21 protein-coding genes are annotated in these 19,466 nt (G+C 38.3%); 14 read left to right on the forward strand and 7 right to left on the reverse strand.

Annotated elements, in window-relative coordinates:
* Positions 1-13: 13 nt before the first annotated feature.
* Together B9N66_RS08125 and rpsO are read right to left on the reverse strand one after the other, a co-directional pair.
* Positions 14-2,290: a molybdopterin oxidoreductase family protein gene (locus tag B9N66_RS08125; protein ID WP_087580602.1), complete on the reverse strand. Its 2,277-nt coding sequence runs from the start codon at positions 2,288-2,290 to the stop codon at positions 14-16.
* A 382-nt stretch (positions 2,291-2,672) separates the two neighbouring features.
* Entirely contained in the window at positions 2,673-2,945 is a 273-nt protein-coding gene (rpsO, locus tag B9N66_RS08130; RefSeq protein ID WP_004317763.1) for a 30S ribosomal protein S15, read from the reverse strand.
* A gap of 146 nt (positions 2,946-3,091) precedes the next feature.
* Between rpsO and B9N66_RS08135 the strand changes: the two genes are divergently transcribed.
* From B9N66_RS08135 to B9N66_RS08165, 7 genes are read left to right on the forward strand one after another with little or no spacing between them, the layout of a single operon-like run.
* Positions 3,092-3,496, forward strand: coding sequence for an RrF2 family transcriptional regulator (locus B9N66_RS08135; protein WP_087580603.1), 405 nt, complete (start codon positions 3,092-3,094; stop codon positions 3,494-3,496).
* Positions 3,497-3,498: 2 nt separating this feature from the next.
* Positions 3,499-5,694: a flagellar biosynthesis protein FlhA gene (gene flhA, locus B9N66_RS08140; RefSeq protein ID WP_087580604.1), complete on the forward strand. Its 2,196-nt coding sequence runs from the start codon at positions 3,499-3,501 to the stop codon at positions 5,692-5,694.
* A gap of 9 nt (positions 5,695-5,703) precedes the next feature.
* Positions 5,704-6,729, forward strand: a complete 1,026-nt coding sequence (locus B9N66_RS08145; protein WP_087580605.1) for a DHH family phosphoesterase — start codon at positions 5,704-5,706, stop codon at positions 6,727-6,729.
* The gene (locus tag B9N66_RS08150; protein WP_087578995.1) at positions 6,726-6,953 is read left to right on the forward strand and encodes a hypothetical protein; all 228 of its coding nucleotides are present in this window, start codon (positions 6,726-6,728) and stop codon (positions 6,951-6,953) included. Before B9N66_RS08145 ends, B9N66_RS08150 begins: the two co-directional genes overlap by 4 nt.
* A 9-nt stretch (positions 6,954-6,962) precedes the next feature.
* On the forward strand, positions 6,963-7,373 hold the full coding sequence (locus B9N66_RS08155; RefSeq protein ID WP_087580606.1) for a tetratricopeptide repeat protein: 411 nt from the start codon (positions 6,963-6,965) through the stop codon (positions 7,371-7,373).
* A 16-nt stretch (positions 7,374-7,389) separates the two neighbouring features.
* On the forward strand, positions 7,390-8,319 hold the full coding sequence (locus tag B9N66_RS08160; RefSeq protein WP_087580607.1) for an aspartate carbamoyltransferase catalytic subunit: 930 nt from the start codon (positions 7,390-7,392) through the stop codon (positions 8,317-8,319).
* A gap of 2 nt (positions 8,320-8,321) precedes the next feature.
* On the forward strand, positions 8,322-9,599 hold the full coding sequence (locus B9N66_RS08165; protein ID WP_087580608.1) for a dihydroorotase: 1,278 nt from the start codon (positions 8,322-8,324) through the stop codon (positions 9,597-9,599).
* 90 nt (positions 9,600-9,689) lie between these two features.
* On the opposite strand, the gene B9N66_RS08170 is transcribed toward B9N66_RS08165, so the two are convergent.
* The 4 genes from B9N66_RS08170 to B9N66_RS08185 are packed head-to-tail and all read right to left on the reverse strand — an operon-like array spanning position 9,690 to position 12,645.
* Positions 9,690-10,979 carry a M28 family peptidase gene (locus B9N66_RS08170; protein ID WP_087580609.1) on the reverse strand — a complete coding sequence of 430 codons (1,290 nt, stop codon included), beginning with the start codon at positions 10,977-10,979 and terminating at the stop codon, positions 9,690-9,692.
* Positions 10,980-10,995: 16 nt separating this feature from the next.
* Positions 10,996-11,253, reverse strand: coding sequence for a heavy-metal-associated domain-containing protein (locus B9N66_RS08175; RefSeq protein ID WP_054196909.1), 258 nt, complete (start codon positions 11,251-11,253; stop codon positions 10,996-10,998).
* On the reverse strand, positions 11,246-11,569 hold the full coding sequence (locus B9N66_RS08180; protein WP_054196908.1) for a hypothetical protein: 324 nt from the start codon (positions 11,567-11,569) through the stop codon (positions 11,246-11,248). Before B9N66_RS08180 ends, B9N66_RS08175 begins: the two co-directional genes overlap by 8 nt.
* A complete protein-coding gene (locus B9N66_RS08185; protein ID WP_087580610.1) occupies positions 11,566-12,645 on the reverse strand; it encodes a transglutaminase-like domain-containing protein in 1,080 nt (359 codons plus the stop codon). The genes B9N66_RS08180 and B9N66_RS08185 overlap by 4 nt, the downstream gene beginning before the upstream one ends.
* A 93-nt stretch (positions 12,646-12,738) precedes the next feature.
* Here B9N66_RS08185 and B9N66_RS09740 point away from each other — a divergent pair, with 93 nt between their 5' ends.
* The 4 genes from B9N66_RS09740 (at position 12,739) to B9N66_RS08200 (ending at position 15,760) form a co-directional block, all read left to right on the forward strand.
* Complete coding sequence (locus B9N66_RS09740) at positions 12,739-12,906, forward strand: hypothetical protein (RefSeq protein ID WP_002942642.1); 168 nt, start codon at positions 12,739-12,741, stop codon at positions 12,904-12,906.
* A gap of 1 nt (position 12,907) precedes the next feature.
* Positions 12,908-13,777, forward strand: a complete 870-nt coding sequence (cmoB, locus tag B9N66_RS08190; RefSeq protein WP_257639816.1) for a tRNA 5-methoxyuridine(34)/uridine 5-oxyacetic acid(34) synthase CmoB — start codon at positions 12,908-12,910, stop codon at positions 13,775-13,777.
* 8 nt (positions 13,778-13,785) lie between these two features.
* Entirely contained in the window at positions 13,786-14,319 is a 534-nt protein-coding gene (locus B9N66_RS08195; RefSeq protein WP_087580612.1) for a thioesterase, read from the forward strand.
* 196 nt (positions 14,320-14,515) lie between these two features.
* On the forward strand, positions 14,516-15,760 hold the full coding sequence (locus tag B9N66_RS08200) for a porin (RefSeq protein WP_087580613.1): 1,245 nt from the start codon (positions 14,516-14,518) through the stop codon (positions 15,758-15,760).
* Positions 15,761-15,928: 168 nt separating this feature from the next.
* Here B9N66_RS08200 and B9N66_RS08205 read toward each other — a convergent pair whose 3' ends face one another.
* Positions 15,929-16,531 (reverse strand): MBL fold metallo-hydrolase, encoded by a 603-nt coding sequence (locus B9N66_RS08205; RefSeq protein WP_087580614.1) that lies wholly within the window; start codon positions 16,529-16,531, stop codon positions 15,929-15,931.
* Positions 16,532-16,651: 120 nt separating this feature from the next.
* Here B9N66_RS08205 and B9N66_RS08210 point away from each other — a divergent pair, with 120 nt between their 5' ends.
* From B9N66_RS08210 to B9N66_RS08220, 3 genes are read left to right on the forward strand one after another with little or no spacing between them, the layout of a single operon-like run.
* Positions 16,652-17,389 carry an NAD+ synthase gene (locus B9N66_RS08210; RefSeq protein WP_087580615.1) on the forward strand — a complete coding sequence of 246 codons (738 nt, stop codon included), beginning with the start codon at positions 16,652-16,654 and terminating at the stop codon, positions 17,387-17,389.
* A gap of 10 nt (positions 17,390-17,399) precedes the next feature.
* Positions 17,400-18,530: a DegT/DnrJ/EryC1/StrS family aminotransferase gene (locus tag B9N66_RS08215; protein ID WP_087580616.1), complete on the forward strand. Its 1,131-nt coding sequence runs from the start codon at positions 17,400-17,402 to the stop codon at positions 18,528-18,530.
* Positions 18,523-19,443, forward strand: a complete 921-nt coding sequence (locus B9N66_RS08220; RefSeq protein WP_087580617.1) for a tetraacyldisaccharide 4'-kinase — start codon at positions 18,523-18,525, stop codon at positions 19,441-19,443. Before B9N66_RS08215 ends, B9N66_RS08220 begins: the two co-directional genes overlap by 8 nt.
* Positions 19,444-19,466: the final 23 nt, after the last annotated feature.

Consider the following 19,466-nt stretch of genomic DNA (forward strand, 5'->3'; position numbering starts at 1 on the left):
TTACCCGCTAAATTTACTCATTTACCGCTGCGTTTCCGTGATGGTGGAAGTCATCGTAGATGATCTTTGAAGTTTGGAATTTTATGCGTTTTAGTTCGCGAACTCGTAAAAATTCTTCTTCATTGATCTTTTTGATCTGAATAGCTGCTTTAAATGTCGGAGTCTTACTGATGTAGTCCCAACCGCTGCTTGTTAACTCATTGCAAGAGCTCTCCCAGTAGTGGAAAGTCATCTGGATGATGCCATCAGGAACGATGTCTGTTACTTCAGCTTTTACGACGATGTAGCCGTATCTACTCCATGCTTTGATGAAGTCGCCTTGTTTTAAGCCATATCTTGCTGCAAGTGCTGGATTCATTTCGGCGATAGGTCCGATGCTATCTCCGCCTTCTTCAATCGCTCGTGAGCGTCTTGTCATAGTGCCAACGGTGTATTGATAGACCTTTCTAGTGGTTAGAAGTTGTATCGGATACTCATCGTCAGTCTTTTCATCGACTGAGCCAGCCATGATAGGATACTCAGGCGACATATTCATCTTCTTAGCAAACTCAAGTTTTGCACTCTCGATCTTATCGGCTTTATCCACAAAAAGGCATGGCACAAAACGACCTTTGCCATCAGGTGTGAAAAATTTCTTATCAAGATATAAGCTCTGACCGCCCATGTCATCTTCATTTGGACATGGCCAGTGTAGTCCATGATATTTTTTGATACGGTAATAACTCATACCACCATATCGTCTTGGGTCGCATTTTCTAACTTCTTCCCAAATTTCTTCTGGTGAGTTGAAGTTAAAGCCCTCTGTTGCACCTAAACGGCGTGCGATCTCACAAACGATCCACCAGTCTTGTCTAGCATCTCCTGGAGGTGTGATGACTGCTTCGTTGTGCTGTACGCGGCGCTCTGCGTTTGTATAAAGTCCTTCTTTCTCGCTACTTGCAACGCCTGGAAGTATGACGTCAGCTTTTAGTGAAGTCTCGGTTAAGAATAGATCTTGCACGACATAGAAATCAACATGAGCGATACCTTTTAAGAAGTGGTTTGTATTTGGCTCAGAGATGACCGGATTTTCGCCGATAGTCCAGAAGAAATGCACCTTGCCATCAAGGATCGCATCAGGTACTTCGGTTTTATGAACGCCTATTTTTGAGCTCAAAAATCCAGGTTCTAGGTGCCACATTTTTTCAAACCAAGCTCTTTGCTCTGGATCAGTGACTGAGCCAAGATTTGGGAAGATATTTGGTAAAACACCCATATCGCAGCATCCTTGAACATTTTCTTGTCCACGTAATGGTAAGTCGCCTGTGCCAAGCTCACAGATGTTGCCAGTGATCAAGAATAAATTTGATACATCGCAAACTCCGCCAACGCCGTGGTTAAAGTGAGTTACACCCATGCCGTGAGTGATGACAGCCGGCTTTGTGGTAGCGTACATTCTAGCAGCCGCTCTGATATCCTCTGGATTTAGCCTTGTGTATTTAGCCACGACCTCTGGAGCATAGTCCTTTACAGCTTCTTTTACATACTCGATGCCTATTGTGTGATCTCTTACAAATTCCTCATTTACAAGACCTTCTTCGATGATAGTGTAAAGAAGTGCGTTGATAACAGGGATGTTGTGCTCAGGCTCTAGCTGCAAGTGGATGTCTGCTCTACTTGCAAACTCAGTCTTAATAGGGTCGATAACGATCAGTTTTGCACCGCGGTTTAGCGCTCTTTGGATGTGCATAGCTGCGATTGGGTGACCATTTTCTGGGTTTGAGCCTATCATTAATATACAGTTACTATAAGTGCCAATCTCTGTAAAGCTATTTGTGGCAGCTCCGTTTCCGATTGTTTTAGCAAGTCCTGCTACTGTCGGAGCGTGTCAAATTCTAGCGCAGTGATCGACGTTGTTTGTACCAATTACTGCACGCATTAGCTTTTGAGCGACGTAGTTGTCCTCAAGCGTACAGCGTGCTGAGAAGTTACCTGCTAGTGAGTCAGGGCCGTATTTCTCTTTTGCCTCTTTCATCTTTTCTACGACAAGGTCAAGTGCCTCGTCCCAGCTAGCTTCCTCAAAATCACCATCCTTTGAAAATACGCCATTTTTCTTTCTAATAAGTGGTTTTGTGAGTCTATCTGGACTTGCAACGTAGTCCCAGCCATAAAAGCCTTTTAAACATAAATTTCCTTGATTGACTGGATTGTCTTCAACGCCAGTGGCGGCACGAACGACGTTGTTTTCCACGTGCAAGGTTACTTGACAGCCTGTCCCACAATAAGGACAGATGACTTTGCCTTCTTTCATCACTTTCTCCTTCTAATTATGCATTTTCTGCATATTTATTTTGAGTAATATTACTAGTGCGAAACTTAATCTTTTATGAAAAATTCTTTATTTAAAAAATAAATTTTAATTTTAAGTTATATTTTATATAAAATTTAAAAAGCCGAATATATAGGAATTTAAAAAATATGCTAAATTTGCAGAAATTTCTAAAATTTATCAAATAAGAAATAAATTGTGTAAATTTGACACATAATCTGAAATAATAAAATTAATTTTTTATATTTAGTGATAAAAGGGATTTGCAGACAAATTTATTTTAATGAAAAATGTTAGTGAAATTTAAAAATAGAAAATTTAAAAAAAAGAAATTTAAAAGGAGAGCAGGTCACTCTCCGTGGGATTATTTATCTCTTAAGCCAAGCTCAGAGATTAGTTTTGAATATGTAGTGTAGTCTTTGTTTTTAAGATACTTTAAAAGTCTTTTTCTTTGACCAACTAGTTTCAAAAGACCTAAACGTGATGAAAAGTCTTTTTTGAAAATTTTAAGGTGTTCTGTAAGTTCAGTTATTCTAGCTGTTAAAAGAGCTATTTGAACTTCTGGAGAGCCTGTATCTCCCTCTTTTCTAGCGAATTTCGCAACTATTTGAGCTTTTTTAGCCGAATCCAAAGCCATGATGACCTCCTGATTGGTGAATTTTGGAAGAGCGATTATAGCATTTAAAACATAAAGTTAGATAAAACCACGCTTTTTAAAAATTAATGAAAAATGCAGTAAAAATTTAATAAAATTAGAGCTATTTAAAGAGTTAAGGAAGATAAATGCTTTTTACAAAGGCAAGCGAATACGCTCTACTTTCGCTTATTTTAATATCTCAAAAATCATCGCCAGTTGATGTTGATACGATCTCAAATGAACTTAAAATTTCAAAAAGCTTTTTAGCCAAAATTTTACAAAATCTTGCAAAAGATGGAATTTTAAAGTCGTTTAAAGGGGCAAATGGCGGTTTCGCACTAAATAACGAACCTGAAAATTTAAGCATAAAAAAGATAATAGAGTGCGCTGAAAAACGTGAACTTAACGTCTTTGAGTGCTCATCTTCTGCAGATGGCTGCCCGTCAAATAAAGCCTCAAGCTGTCAAATTTGGTCGATGTTTAGCGGTCTTCAAAGCAAGATCGACGAGATGCTTGATGCGATCAAACTAAGTGATATCATTAAGAAGTAAAGTTGGCAAAGCAAAAAAATAACATCTTAACTCTTGTTGCGCCGTTTCTTGCGCCAATTGTTAAGTTTAAAAGTCTTAGCATCGTTGGTATCATTGTTGCCATCCTTGCTATCATTATCGTACCGCTTCCAAGCGCGGTGCTTGACTTTTTCTTGGCACTTTCTATTTCTATTTCTGTGCTTATAATCTTAATTTCGATTTATGTGCCAAAACCAACCGATCTTAGTACATTTCCGACACTGATCCTTATCGTTACGCTTTTTCGCCTCTCGCTAAACATCGCAACTACGCGTATGATCTTAAGCGAAGGTCACAATGGCCCAGAAGCGGTCAGCGAGATCATCTCAAGCTTTGGAAATTTTGTCGTTGGTGGCAACTTTGTCATCGGAACCATCGTCTTTTGTATCTTGGTTCTCATAAATTTTATGGTCGTAACAAAGGGTTCAACCCGTGTGAGCGAGGTGCAAGCACGTTTTACACTTGATGCGATGCCAGGTAAGCAAATGGCGATAGATGCGGATTTAAACGCAGGTTTGATTGACGAAAAAACAGCGCGTGAAAGACGTCAAGCCATCATCGGCGAAGCAAATTTTTATGGCGCGATGGATGGTTCGTCTAAATTTATAAAAGGTGACGCCGTCGCTGGCATCATCATCACTATCATTAATATCATCGGTGGCTTTGCTATTGGCTCGTTTCAGCATGGCCTTGATATGGCTACATCGGCCCAGTATTATACGATCCTAACTATCGGTGACGGTCTTGTGAGTCAGATCCCAGGACTTATCACATCAACAGCAACTGCTATCATCATCACAAGGGCTAGCAAAGACGATGAGGACTTTGCAGAAGGCACTCTAAATCAGCTCTTGGGAGACTATAAAACCTTACTAATAGTTGGCTTCATACTCTTTATGTTTGCTCTTGTTCCTGGACTTCCGACACTATCTCTTGGCTTCATTGCATTACTGTTTTTGGGGCTTGGCTACATCATCAAGCAGACCAAAGATGGTGGATTAAATTTAAACCTTGCGCCAAAAGACAAAGCTGCTTCTAAAAAGACTGGAACAGGTGTGTCTGGTGCCGCAGGAGCTGGTGCGACAAGCGGCACCGCTGCTAAGGTTCCAAAGAAAAGCGACGAAGAGATAGCAAGAGAAGAAGAGACGAAGATAAATGATATCTTGAAGCTTGAAATTTTAGAGCTCGACCTTGGATATGGCCTACTAAAGCTAGCTGATGTAGATCTCATTGAGAGGATTCGTGCTATGAGGCGAAATATCGCTTCAAGTCTTGGCTTTTTGATGCCAAAGATAAGAATTCGTGACAACCTTCAACTACCGCCAAACGAGTACCGCTTTAAGCTAAAAGGTATCGTGATCGGTCAGGGTGAAATTTATGCGGATAAATTTCTAGCGATGGATAGTGGACTAGTTAGCGAAGATATCGAGGGGATTCCGACAAAAGAGCCAGCTTTTGGGCTGGACGCGCTCTGGATCGATGCTAGCGTCAAAGAGGACGCCATACTTAGCGGCTACACGATAGTTGATCCTGCAAGCGTCATATCAACGCATATGAGTGAGCTTATCAAACAAAATGCAGCTGAGCTTCTAACTCGCCAAGAGACGCAAAATTTATTAGACAAACTAAAGATCGACTACCCAGTTGTAGTCGAGGATACGCTAAGGATCGCACCTATAAATTTGATCCAAAAGGTTTTAAAAGCGCTGCTTAAAGACAATATACCGATCAAAGACCTACTTAGTATACTTGAATCAATTAGCGACATCGCCGAGGTTAGTAAAAACCTAGATATGATCATCGAGCACGTGCGCGCAGCGCTCTCACGTGTCATCACTTCGCTTTATGTCGATGAGAAAGGTCAGCTAAATTTTTACATTTTAGATAGTGCTGCACAGCAAAAGCTTATGGACGCGGTGCAATACAAAGACGGCGCATATCATCTTATGATAAATGTGGCTCAGACATCTTCGATCGTGCAAGCTTTGAGGCGTGAAAAAGAGAAACGTCCGATGAGTCAGCACGGAGAGATGGTGCTTTGCGTGGAGCCAAGCCTTCGCAAATTTATAGCAAATATCTGCGCAAATTTTGCCATCGACATCGTGGTGCTAAGCTTTGCTGAGATCTCGGCAAATACGCCATTTGAAACGGTTGGCGTCATAGAAATAGAAAATTTATAAAGGAAAACGATGAAAATTTATCACCTCTCGCACACCGACCTTGATGGATACGGCGCGCAATACATAACAAATTTTTACTTCAAAGATGTGAAATTTCTAAACTCAAACTACGGCAGGGAGATAGATGATAAATTTGCTCAAATTTTAGCTGAGATAGATGCTTCAAATGATGATAAAAACATCATCTTGATCACTGATCTAAATTTAAGCCTAGCTCAGTGTGAGAGCTTTGAAGATATGATAAGGGGTAAAAATATAAAGCTATTTTTGCTAGATCATCACCAAAGCGGTGCAGAGTGTGCGAGTGCCTATCCATGGTATTTTTTAGATAGCTCAAGGTGCGCCACAAAGATCACTTATGATTTTTTTGCAGGAATTTTTGGCAAAAACAAAGAGCTTGAAATTTTTAGTGACGTCGTAAATGCCGTAGATATCTGGCTAAAAGATGATAAAAATTTTGAGATGGGAAAGGTCTGCTTGGGGCTTGTGGCAAATGCTAAAGAGATAAATAAAGTGATGTTTGAAGCTGAAAACAACCTCTATATGGATCACATCCTAAAAGAAGCAAGCAAATTTTTTAACGAAAAAAACGACTATATCGGCCTTGATATGCAGGTGCATGCTATTAAGAAGTCATTTTTCAAAGAGGATAAAGACGACACGCTAAGCAATCTAATCTCAAACTATGTCGTAAAAAAGCTTAGTGAAAATAAAGAGAAATTTAGCATAAGCTATAAAAATCATAAAGGAATTTTAACCTACAATATCGGCAATGTTTCGGTTATTGGCAACGACTTTTTAGTGGCAAATCCTGAATTTGACTTCTTTATCGACGTGACAAATAAAAAAACGCTAAGCTTTCGCGCAAATGGCAAACTTGACGTTAGCACCATGGCAAAACACCTAGTTGGCGGTGGCGGGCACGTCAATGCAAGCGGCGGACTATTTGCAAATTTCAAAGATGGCTTTAGCTATGAGCCGATCAAAGCACAGATAATCGATCTAATAACTAAAAAAACACAGGAGGAAATATGAAAGAAGAAGAGGTAAGCGTAGAAGAACTTAGCTATGAGCTTAGTATGGTGCTTGAGGCGATGTTCTACTATGCTGGAGTAAAAAAAGATAAACTTGAAGAGGCGGCAAATCTTTATGTTGAGTGCATCGATGATGCGTTAGAAAATTCTGACGCTAGCGGTAGTGAAGAGGTCATAGAGATAGTTGAATATATGAAAAAACATCATTCAAAATTATTTAAATAAGGAAAGAAAATGAAGAAAATTTTAGTTTTAGTGGCAGCGGTTTTTGCGTTAGATACTATGGCAAATGAAAATTTAGACAAAGCAAACGAGCTTTATGCAAAGAAAAATTTTAATGAAGCTTATCCTTATTTTAATAAGGCTTGTGGAGAGGGTGAGAAAAAAGCTTGCACGATGAATGCGATCATGCTATTTAACGGCGACGGCGTAGCAAAAGATAGAGTTCAGGCTGAGAAAATTTTTACAAAAATGTGTGACGAAAATGAGGGCATGGCCTGCGAAAAACTAGGCGAAATGATCGCTTATGGCCTTGTAAAAGATAAAGACGCAAACGAAGCAAAAAACGAAGAAAAAGCAAAGGCTTTATTTAAAAAAGCTTGTGATAACGGCTACCAACCAGCTTGCGACTTCGTAGCAAAATAAATTTAAGAGGCTTAAAATGGGCTACAAACATAAAGATTTGATAGGAACTAGAGAGCTTAGCAAGGAAGAAATTTTATATTTTTTAGAGGCGGCGAAAGAGTTTAAGGAGCTAAATTTAAGCCAAGTGAAAAAAAATGACTATCTTCGCGGAAAGACCACGATAAACGCATTTTATGAAAACTCGACAAGAACTAGAACATCCTTTGAGATTGCCGCAAAGAGACTTGGAGCTGATACGATAAATTTCAGCTCATCAAGCTCGAGCGTGACAAAAGGCGAAAGCCTAAATGATACGATGAATAACATGGCTGCGATGAAAAGCGACATCATTGTGCTTCGTCACCCAAGCTCTGGTGCAGCGAAATTTGCAGCGGATAGAACTGACGCTAGTGTCGTAAATGCAGGGGATGGCACAAATGAGCATCCAAGTCAAGCCTTACTTGATCTTTTTACGCTAAGAGAGCATGGTAAAATTTTAGATAAAAACCTAAACGTGGCGATCATTGGCGACATCGCCAGAAGCCGCGTGGCAAGGTCTGACATCTGGGCGATGAAGAAATTTGGCATAAATTTAAAGCTATTTGCGCCAAGGATGATGATGCCAAAAGATGCTGAGGTCTTTGAGTCTCAAATTTGCAAAAATATGGAAGAAGCCTGCGAGGGCAGCGACGTCATCATCATGCTTCGCATCCAGCTAGAGCGTGGCGGTGCGGACGTAGCATTTCCAAGTTCGAGGGAGTACTCGAAATTTTTTGGACTAAATAAAAATAGGATAAAGCTAGCCAAACCCGATGCTATCGTACTGCATCCAGGACCGATAAATAGGGGCGTAGAGCTAAACTCAGATGTGGCTGATGGTACGCACTCAGTCATACTAAATCAAGTTGAAAACGGCGTTGCTATAAGAATGGCGATACTAAATACGCTTGTAAAAAATAGGGGCTAAAAATGAGAATAGCAATAATTAACGGCACTATCGTAAATAGCGACGAGAAATTTAAGGCAAATATCCTAATAGAAAACGGCAAAATAGCTAAAATCGGAAGTGAGAAATTTGAGGCTGATAAGGTCATAGATGCGACAAATAAGCTTGTCATGCCAGGACTTATCGACATGCACGTGCATTTTCGTGATCCTGGTCAAGAGTACAAAGACGACATCATCTCAGGATCACGGGCGGCCGTAGCTGGAGGAGTGACTACCTGCCTTTGCATGGCAAACACAAATCCAGTAAATGATAACGCGTCGATTACAAGAGCGATGATAGAAAAGGCTAAAAACTGCGGACTAATCGATCTTTTGCCAATCGCAGCCATCAGCAAAGGACTTGGTGGCAACGAGATCGTTGAAATGGGCGATCTTATAGAGGCTGGAGCAGTTGCATTTAGTGATGATGGCCTGCCAGTGACTAGCTCAAGCGTGATGAGAGCAGCACTTGAGTATTCAAGTATGTTTGGTAGCTTTTGTATAAGCCACTCAGAGGATTGCTCACTTTGCAGACAGGGCGTCATGCACGAGGGTAAGGTCTCAGCCATACTTGGACTTCGCGGAATGGCAAGAGAGAAAGAGGAGATCGCAGTGAGTCGTGATATGCTACTTGCAAAGCTTACTAAAGCACACATCCATATCGCTCACGTAAGCTCGGAGTACTCGCTAAAGATCATAGAAATGGGCAAAAAAGAGGGCATAAACATTACTTGTGAGGCTACACCACACCACTTTAGCTTTAGCGACGATGAAATTTTAAAAAATGCCTACGATACAAATTTTAAAATGTCACCACCGCTTCGTGAAATAAGCGACGTAAAAGCAGTAAGAGAGGCACTAAAAAGCGGACTTATAGACGTTATCGCGACCGATCATGCCCCACACCACACAGATGAAAAGATAGTGGAATTTGACAAGGCGCCATTTGGTATCATCGGACTTCAAACCCTTGTGCCACTCACTCTTAAGCTCGTAAATGAGGGCGTTATAAGCTTAGAGCGCATGGTGGAGCTAACATCTACAAATGTAGCTAAGATGCTAAATTTAAAAGATAAAGGCAGGCTTGCTGAGGGCATGCTAGCTGACATCGCGGTGATAGATCCTGAGATCGAGTATGTTTATGATGAGAAGATAAACCGCTCAAAATCTATAAATTCTCCACTCTTTGGTAAAAAACTAAAAGGCGCAGCGACTACCACGATAAAAAGTGGCAAGATCGTTTATGAGTTTGGGAAATAGTCTAAAATTGCTCGAGTTTGCGGGTAAATTTGACTTAGCCTATTTGATAGATAAAATTTGCTAGAAATTTCTAGCAAATTTTGGTTTGGATTATGAGTTGTATTTTTTAACGATACCGCGAACCACTTTTTCTATAAAAAGCGCAGATTCAACCTCGCAGCATTCTCTTGTTGAGTGAGGTGAGTGGATGTTTGGTCCAATAGAACATGCACTAAGACCCGCTTTTTTCTCCAAAAGCACGCCACATTCAAGTCCAGCATGCACAGCTGTTATCCTTGCATTTGGCTTATAAATTTTTAGCTCTTCTAAGATATCGTTTGCAAATTTATCATTTATAGGCTTCCAAGCAGGGTTTCTATCTTTTGCAATGACGCTAAAGCCAAGCGCTTTTGCAAGCTCAGAAATTTCAAATTCCATCCTGTTTAGCCCGTCTTTACTCATTGATCTAGCAAAAAACTCCACTTCAAGCATGTCATCATCTTTGATCTTTACAAGTGAGAGGTTTACGCTATCTTGTGGTATGCCTAGCTCGCAGTTGTAGGCTCTTACGCCTTGTGAAAATGAGTTAATAAGAGCTAAAATTTTCTCGCCATTTTCTAAAATTTCTTCACCCGTGCCAAGCTTTTTCACACTTAAATTTTCACACTCACTTTTTAGCTCTTTATCGCTTAGAACCAGTGCAGTTGCGCCACTTGGGATAGAGTTGCTTCGCTCGCCACCTTCAAATTTAACAAGCTTACATCCATTTTTAGTCACAAATGCCGCCAAAACCTTGATCGCATTTGGGATATTTTTATGTATCTCGTTGCCAGAGTGTCCACCAGGCAGTCCGCTCACTTTTATTTCATAAAGCGTGCTCTCTTTTGTTTTTTTGCTATTAAGCGAGGTATTGGCAAATAAATTTACACCGCCAGCACAGCCGATGGTGACCCTATCGTCCTCTTCGCTATCTAAATTTAAAAGCTTATCGGCTTTTAACTCGCCACTAAAACCAGTGGCTCCGATCATGCCGACTTCTTCGTTGTTTGTAAAGAGGCACTCTATGTCATCAAATTCGCTTATCATCTGCATCATGATAGCCACGCCGATACCGTTATCGGCACCTAAAGATGAGTTTTTGGCTCTCATGTAGCCATCATCGCCGTAAACTATCTCGATCTTTGGAGCATCGCCCATGCAGACCATATCGTAGTGGCTTTGCAAGCAAATTTTTGGTTTGCCCTTAAACGCATGAATGTTGCCAAAGCTATCGACTGTAACCTCACAGCCCTTATCTTTTGCATAGCTAGCTAGAAAATCACGCATCTTATCGGTCTCATAACTGCAGTGTGGTATCGTAGTAAGTGTCTCAAATTTCTTTAAAATTTCACTATTTGACATATTTGCCTCCGTAAATTTATTTTATCTCGCCCTTATAGCCAGTCGCATCTACTGCTTTTAAAAGCTCTTTTTCATCGACCTTATCATCTGCTATAACGACAGCTTTTCGCTCTTTTAGCGATACATCTGCCTTTTTTACGCCATCAACGCTAAGAGCAGCCTTTCTAACAATCGCCGTGCAAAGCGGACAGTGCATGCTGGGTACAGAAATTTCTATCTTTTTATCAGCATAGCTTGCTGCTACTAAAAGGGCTAAAACTAAAATTTTACGCATAAATTTCTCCTAAAAGCTCCGGATATGTAAGGAGTAAAAGTAAAATCACTCCAAAAAGTATATATATAAGTATCCATTTTTTCTTTTTATAGCTTAGGTTGCAGCTTTTTGGCTTGTAAAATAGACTAATTCCTGAAATCACAAAGCAAATGACGGCTATAACGCTTAAAGGGACGCGGTACTCGTATAAATTTTGTGTCCAAGATAGAAATGAAAAAGATGTGCCAAAAAGCAAGAAAAGAAGTGCTGGCAAACAGCACAAGGTAGCACCGATGGCGCTACCTATGGATGTTAGTATCAGCCAAAAGGCTCTCATTTTAGCTCTGTTGAGACGTAGTCGTAGCTAAATTCTTTTGGCGAATAGTAGTTTTGTGTGTTGCTATCAACCTCAGCGTATGGATAGCCAAAGTTGTTTAGCGGAGTTTGCTCTGGAGTCGGCTTTAAGATAAAGTCGCGGCCGTAGTTAAAGCCTATCCAGCACATCTCCCAGTTACCAAAGCAATAATCTCTCACAGCTACGATCTTAGCGTCATCATTTGTTAATTTCTCACCAAGTCTAACCTTTGTGACGTCTGCTGGATCAACTGGTATCCAACCATAGCCTTTTAAGTAAAACTCAGCCCTGCAGTGCTGTCCGCCTGAAATTTTAGCTACGCCATCTTTTGCGCTACCCATTTGATCTGAAAATCTAGACTGACCAACTCTAATGCCAAAAATTTCTCTTGCTGGGATGCCAACTGATCTGCAAAGTCCCACAAAAACTGAGTTTATATCGGTGCATTTACCAACTAGCTTGCCACTTTCCAGGATCGCTCTAACATCGCCCGTGCCACATCCAAGGACACTGTTATCACGCTGCATAGTGTTTGCAACCCACGTGTAGATCGCTTTTGCGCGCTCTAAATCGCCCTTTAAATTTCCAACTATATCTAGTGCTTTTGCTCTTACGACGCCGTCAGTTGGGATGTGTGAAGTTGGTTTTAAAAACTCCAAAATCGCAGGATCGACCTTCTCGTTTGGATCGAAATTTACCTTGCTAAAGTCGGTATTGCGCTCTGTTGTTTGAATTTTAAACTGCACATTTAAGATAGGTCTTGGCTCATTTTCTTCAAAATCAGCATACATTGTAGGTATTAGCGTATCTGAAATATAGACGTTTTTAGCGGTTGTGTTTATGACGTAGTCTTGAGTTAGTTGCTGATAAGTGGTGCTTAGTGGAAGTGGCAACCAAATTCTTGAGCTTTTGCCCTTTTCAAGTAAGAAATGTTTGAAATTTACATCGAAATTTCTAACTACTGGATTTGCTGGTTCATCGCTAGCTAGAGTGACACTTGGAAGCAGACTTGCTGCACCTAAAAAACTACTGAATTTAAAAAAATCTCTTCTTTGCATAAAATGCCTTTTTTGCTTAATATTAGCCAAACTTGGCTCTAAAACTGCCTGCTATTCTAGCATAAAAATTTTATTTATGATAAAATCCGCCACATGAAAAAGATTATATTTTTAGGCTTTATAGCGTTATTTTGCAACGGTTGCCTTTACATGAATGAGCGTGGAGTTTCGACTCAATATTATAATGACTGTAAAGAGTATTATGACGCGACTGGCACCTACCAAAAAGAGTGTCCACACAATATCGTCGATTGGAAATAGCGTGAATCTTAGTAAATTTAACGAGCAACAAAAGCAAATTTTTAATAGGATAGAAAATTTAGCAAATTTTGATTGCGAGCTTGAGCTAGAAAATAGTGTAAATGTGAAATTTAAAAATTTAAATCAAGCCGATAAAGACGAAATTTACGACCTCGCCCTTAGTCTAAAGCCTTGGAGAAAAGGGCCATTTTTACTTGATGATATATATATAGATAGCGAGTGGCAAAGTTTTATCAAATTTAATATCCTAGCACCGTATCTAAATTTAGCTGGCAAGTGCGTGGCTGATGTTGGTTGCAACAATGGATATTATATGTTTAAAATGCTTGAATACGGCCCCAAAAGCATAACTGGTTTTGATCCTAGCGCGCATACATTTTTGCAGTTTAAATTTTTAAACAAATTTATCCGCTCAAATATCACATATGAGCTTCTTGGTGTTGAGAACTTACCTGAATATGGAGTTAAATTTGATACGATTTTTTGTCTTGGAGTGATATATCACAGAAGTGATCCTATTAAGATGCTAAAAGAGCTAAAAACTGCGTTAAATCCTGGAGGCGAGCTATTTTTGGATACTATGTATATTGACATGGAGGGCGATTTTGCACTGAGCCCAAAAGATAGGTATTCAAAAATTCCAAATATCTACTTTGTACCGACTCTCTCGGCCTTACAAAACTGGTGCGAGAGGGCTAAATTTAAGGACTTTACCTTGCTTGAGACAAAGGCTACTGATATAAATGAGCAGCGAAAAACGCAGTGGATAGATGGTGAGAGCCTTGGAAATTTCTTAGATCCAAATGATAGTACAAAGACCATCGAGGGCTACCCAGCGCCAAAAAGAGCATATGTTAGAGTTAAAATTTAAGGATAAAAATGGCAGAAGAAAATATCTATGATGTAAAAGATGAGTCGCAAATAATCTTACCAGAAGATGAAAATCCATTAAGAAACGAGATCAAAACTGCTCCACTTGCAAAGCTAAATTTTAGCGGAACGGCATTTTTACTTGAAAAAAATCACGCAAAGACTAGATTTTTTACTACGGATGATATGGTGTGCGATACTGAGGGGCTTATTCATAGCGGATTTATTTTTATGGGGGCAAATCACGCTGCGCTTTTAGCCATAAATGAAGAATTTTGCGTTAGTATCGGGGCTAGGATAAATTTCTTTGGACCGCTAAAGCTTGGTGACGTGGTGGAATTTGACGCTCAAGCAAGATTTGAAGAGAGTAGAAAAAGAGAAGTAAAAGTGCTTGGATACGTTAAAGATATAAAAATTTTTGAAGGAATATTTCAACTTGTCACACTTGAAGAGCATATCTTCTTGGCTCAACAAAAAAATATCCAAAAAGAAGCTGCTATAAGGCAGAAAAAAGAGCGAGAAGAAGCCAAGGCTAATAGCTAAAAGTAAGTAAGAATTTTTGATTTTCTTATTATTTAATCCCAAATAAAACGAAATTTTAAAAAGACAATCTTTATCTCATTATCCTATTTTGGTAAATAATTGGTAACATTTTTTAAATTTTTAAGGAAAATTAAGCAATAAAATTAATTTTCTGTGATAATATCCTTGCAAAACTTTTTATCAAAAGGAGATTTAGATGAAAATTACAAAAGTTAGCTTAGCTGCTTTGGTTGCTTTAGGTGCATTTTCAAGTGTTGCAAGTGCAACTCCACTTGAAGAAGCTATAAAAAATGTAGATCTTTCAGGATTTGCAAGATATCGTTATACAAATGATAGTACTAAGAAAACTACAGCTGATACTGTAAAAGGTAATACTGCAGGCCATGCTTTTAGAATGCAAACATCATTTAAAGCCGCTATTGATGATAATTTCTTTGGTGTATTGACACTAAGATATGCTGCTACTGATGATTCAGGCGATAAAGTAGCAACTGGTACAGATAAAACAAATACAACAAATTCTTTTGGTGTATATGAGATGTATCTAGGATACAAAGTATCTGACACTACTATTACAGCTGGCAAGCAACTTATCAAAACTTTCTATGATGATGGTGATATAGCAGGTACTGGTCTAAAAGTAGTAAATACTGATGTACCTGGTCTTACTTTAACAGCTGCAGCTTATGATGCACTACAAAGCGACGGTACTGAAATAGATGGTCCATTGCTTAATAGAATAGTAAATGGTACTGAAAATGATAAATTTAATGGTTCTGCTGGCAATCTTTACTATTTAGGTGCAGCTGGCAGTTATGATCCAGTATCTTTTAAAGCAGCTATTGCAAATCTTCAAGAGATAGCAACACTTTATGGTGCTGAAGCTGGTGTTAGCTTTAATGTAACCGATGATGTAAATCTAAACCTAAAAGGTCAATTTGTCCATAACGACTCAGATCACAAAGATGTAGCTGATGCTAACTTCTGGGCAGTTCAAGCTGGCACAAAACTATTTGGTGCTAAGCTTAACGCTGGCTATTTAGACTTTGATGCTAAAAATAAAGATAATAATAAGTGGTCATTTACTTCAATTGATGCAAGCGGACAGTTAATCAACCCAACTAAACTACTAAATAGTGTAATGGGTGGCGGCGGAAAACAATATTACAACAATATCAAAGGCAACAACGACTACTGGTTTGTTAATGCTGGATATGATATAGATAAATTTGGTCTTGGTGCTGGTTATACTCAAGGTAAAGGCACAAGCTATGCTCTTGATAAAGAGAGAGCAAAAAGAAATGAGTGGTATGCACAAGCTAGTTACAAATATAGCAAAAAACTTAATTTCCTAACTTGGTATGCAGCTGCTAAAGACAAAAAAGATGGTGAAAACTACAAACAAAATCGTATAAGATTTGAAGCAAAATATAGCTTCTAAAACCTTTATCCGAGCGAGCTTTCGCTCGGACCTTTTTAAAATTTAATAGACTCCTAAAATTTCTCTACTCTTTTTGATTGACTCTTAGTTTTATAAAAATATAAATTTTTAATAGTGATTAAGTGTACTTTAGAAGCTTGAAATTTGAAATTAATACCACCGAAATTTTTAGCTATTTTTTACTATACCTATCCAATAACCAATATTGTTTTGCTCGGTCTTTAGTGTACTGACTTCTCCGTGCCCTGGATAAAGCGTGAAGTTACCTTTTAAATTTTTACATTTTCCTAGACTTTTTAACATTTCATTTTTATCTGAAAAAGGAAAATCCCAGCGTCCTATGCTTCCTCTAAATAAAAAATCCCCACTAAACATCATGTCTTCTATCTCTATCATCGAGCAGCCTGGTGTATGTCCTGGAAAATGATGAAATTTGATGCAAAAATCATCAATGTTAAAATTCTCATCATTATCAATCAAAACATCCGGAGTAAAAGTACTTTTCATATAACCAAAAATATCACTCTCACACATGAAAGCATCGAATTTATTAATATAAACTGGAATTTCTAGCTCATCTTTTAATTCACCAGCATCAAAAATATGATCAAAATGCCCGTGAGTGCAAAGGATGGCTTTTAAATTTTTAGCATTTTGTAAAACCCACTCCTTTGCCCCGTCTCCTGGATCTATCACTAAAGATGAGTTATTTTTTGTAACGATGTAACAATTAGTGCCAAAATCTCCAAAACTTTTGTGTATTACTCTCATTTTTTACCTTAAATTTATTATTTCTTAAAATTTTACATCTTTTTACTTAAACTTAAAGAAAAATTTTAAATTCACTTAGTATAATTTTTACAAAAGGAAGCAAATCTAGGCAAAGGAAGAATGAAGGAGTATCAAAAGATCGAAGAAACTTTAGTTTTTAGCTTAAGAGATAAAACTAAAGATAAAAATTTGTTGTTGGGTGTTAGTGGAGGTATTGATTCTGCTGTGGTAGCGACTTTGTGTGCAAGAGCAAAACCAAATGAAACTCATGCACTCATTATGCCAACAGCATCATCAAACAGACAAAATATGGACGACGCCTTAAATTTATGCGAAAAATTAAACATAAAATATAAGGTTTTATCAATAGAGGGTATTTTAAATGCCTTTTACGAAACGATAGATGTAAATTTAAGCAATTTAAGAAAAGGGAATTTAGCAGCTAGAGTTAGAATGAGCTTGCTTTATGATTATTCATCTAGTATAAACGCTCTAGTTATCGGAACAAGTAACAAAAGTGAGCTTATGCTTGGATATGGCACGATATTTGGGGATTTAGCATGTGCGATAAATCCTATTGGAGAGCTTTACAAAAGTGAAATTTTTGAATTTGCAAAACATCTTGGGGTTGATAAAAATTTTATCAACAAAGCACCTTCGGCTGATTTGTGGGATGGACAAAGTGACGAAGGCGACATAGGTTACAGTTATACTGTTATTGATGAGATTTTAGAAAATTTAGAAAATAACAAGGAGCAAGTCATCAAAAAGTTCGGATTAAAAGCAGTATCGGATATAGAAAATAGAGTTGTTTCAAACAGGTTTAAACGACAAATGCCGTTGATAGTGAAAATTTAAAGGATTAAAGATGAGAGAGATTCCGTTTTATAGACCAACTATCACTGAGCGTGAAAGTGAGCTTATTGAGGAGGCTTTGCACTCTGAAAATACTACTAATATCGTTGCTAGATTTGAAGAGAAGTTAAAAGAGTATTTTGGTGCAAAATTTGTAGTTACCACAAATAATATCGCAGCCGCACATCACTTGGCACTAAGCGCGCTTGATACTAAACGCGGAGACAAGGTCATTTGCTCCATAAATGCTTTTCCTAGCATTGCACAAGCTGTTAGACATTTTGATGCTGAACCTATTTTTGTGGATGTTGATGAAGAAGATTTTAACATCTGCCCAGACGCCCTTGAGAAAGTGCTAAAAGAGCAAAATCATAAAAAATTAAAATGTGCTTTTATCTCTCACATCGCAGGGCAAAGTGCTAGGATGGACGAGATAACGGCTATTTGTGAGAAATACGGTGTAAAAATTTTAGATGATGCAAATCGCGGTATGGGACTAACATATAATGGTAAAAAGGTTGGTTCAGACTCCTTTTTGTCATGCTTTCAAACACATTCGCGTGTGCAAAATCCTATATCAACGGTTGGATTTTTTACGACAAATGATGAGGAAATTTATAAAAGAGCAAAACTACTTCGCAACTATGCTCTTGTAAATGGCATTGATAAATTTGGTAGCTTGAGTTATATTTATGATGTCGTTGATATTGGCTTAAAGTATGATATAAACTCAATAAATGCAGCATTTTCTATTGCACAGCTAGAAAGAACAGACAAGCTCATACAAAGAAGACAAGAGATCGCAAAAATTTATGACAAAGAGATTGGCGAGTGCCACAATATAACAATCCCTGTCAAAAAACGCGAACACATTTATACTCAGTATATTATTAAGATAAACAAAAATCGTGACGGCTTTGCTAGAGAGCTTTTGGAACACGGTATTCACACATCATTGCACTACATACCGATACATTTACTAAGTTATTATAAAAACAAATACTCGCTTAAAGTAAATGATTTTCCGAATGCTTTAAAAAATTATCAGCAAGTGTTGTCGCTACCTATTTATCATAGTTTGAGTGATGAAGAGGTGCAATATATCTGCAGCAAAGTAAAAGAAATTTCTAAAACTCGTGTTTAAGAAATTAAATATTTTCTTGCATTCTTGGGCGAATGACTACTTCTTTCGCCCAAATTTCTTTCAAATTTTACTAGCATTTTTACTTTTGCCACTAAGTTTTATCTATTTTCTTATTGTTGTTTTTAAGAAATTTACTGCTAGAAAAATAGACTTTGGCATAAAGGTGATAAGCGTTGGAAATTTGACACTTGGAGGAAGTGGTAAGACCCCGCTTTGCGTAGCAATTGCTAAAAATTTCGAGGGCGCTTTCATCATCCTTAGAGGATATAAAAGAAAGAGCAAGGGCATGCAGGTTGTCGCAAGGGATGGCGAAATTTTACTTGACGTGGCAGCGAGCGGCGATGAGGCGATGATATATGCTACAAGCCTTAAAAACGCAAATGTAATAGTAAGCGAAGATAGGAAAATAGCTATAAACTACGCTAAAAAGCATGGCGCAAAGTATATCTTACTGGATGATTGTTTTTCTAAATTTGACATAGCCAAATTTGACATTTTGGTGCGCCCAAGACCAGAGCCAAGGCTAAAATTTTGCCTGCCAAGTGGGGCTTATAGATATCCATTTAGCTTTTATAAATTTGGTGATTTTGTAGCGATTGAAGGGCAAACTCACTTTAGAAAAAGTGAAATTTTAAATAAAAGCGAAAAAATGGTACTAGTAACTGCCATAGCAAACCCAGAGCGCCTCAAGCCATTTTTTGATGAGTGCATAGCTCGCGTCTTTTTTCCTGACCATTATGATTTTTCAAAAGATGAGCTAGAAGAGATTTTAAAAAGATATGGTGCGACCTCGCTTTTGATGACGCAAAAGGACTATGTAAAGGCAAAGGATTTTGGGCTGAGAGTATCGCTTATCACGCTTGAAGTTACGCTAAGCGAGGAGTTTAAAAAGGTTTTAGCGCAGCAAATTTAAGCCCATTTTGTTATAATGAGCCA

The organism is Campylobacter concisus, assembly GCF_002165775.1.
GTDB classification, from domain to species: Bacteria; Campylobacterota; Campylobacteria; order Campylobacterales; family Campylobacteraceae; genus Campylobacter_A; species Campylobacter_A concisus_E.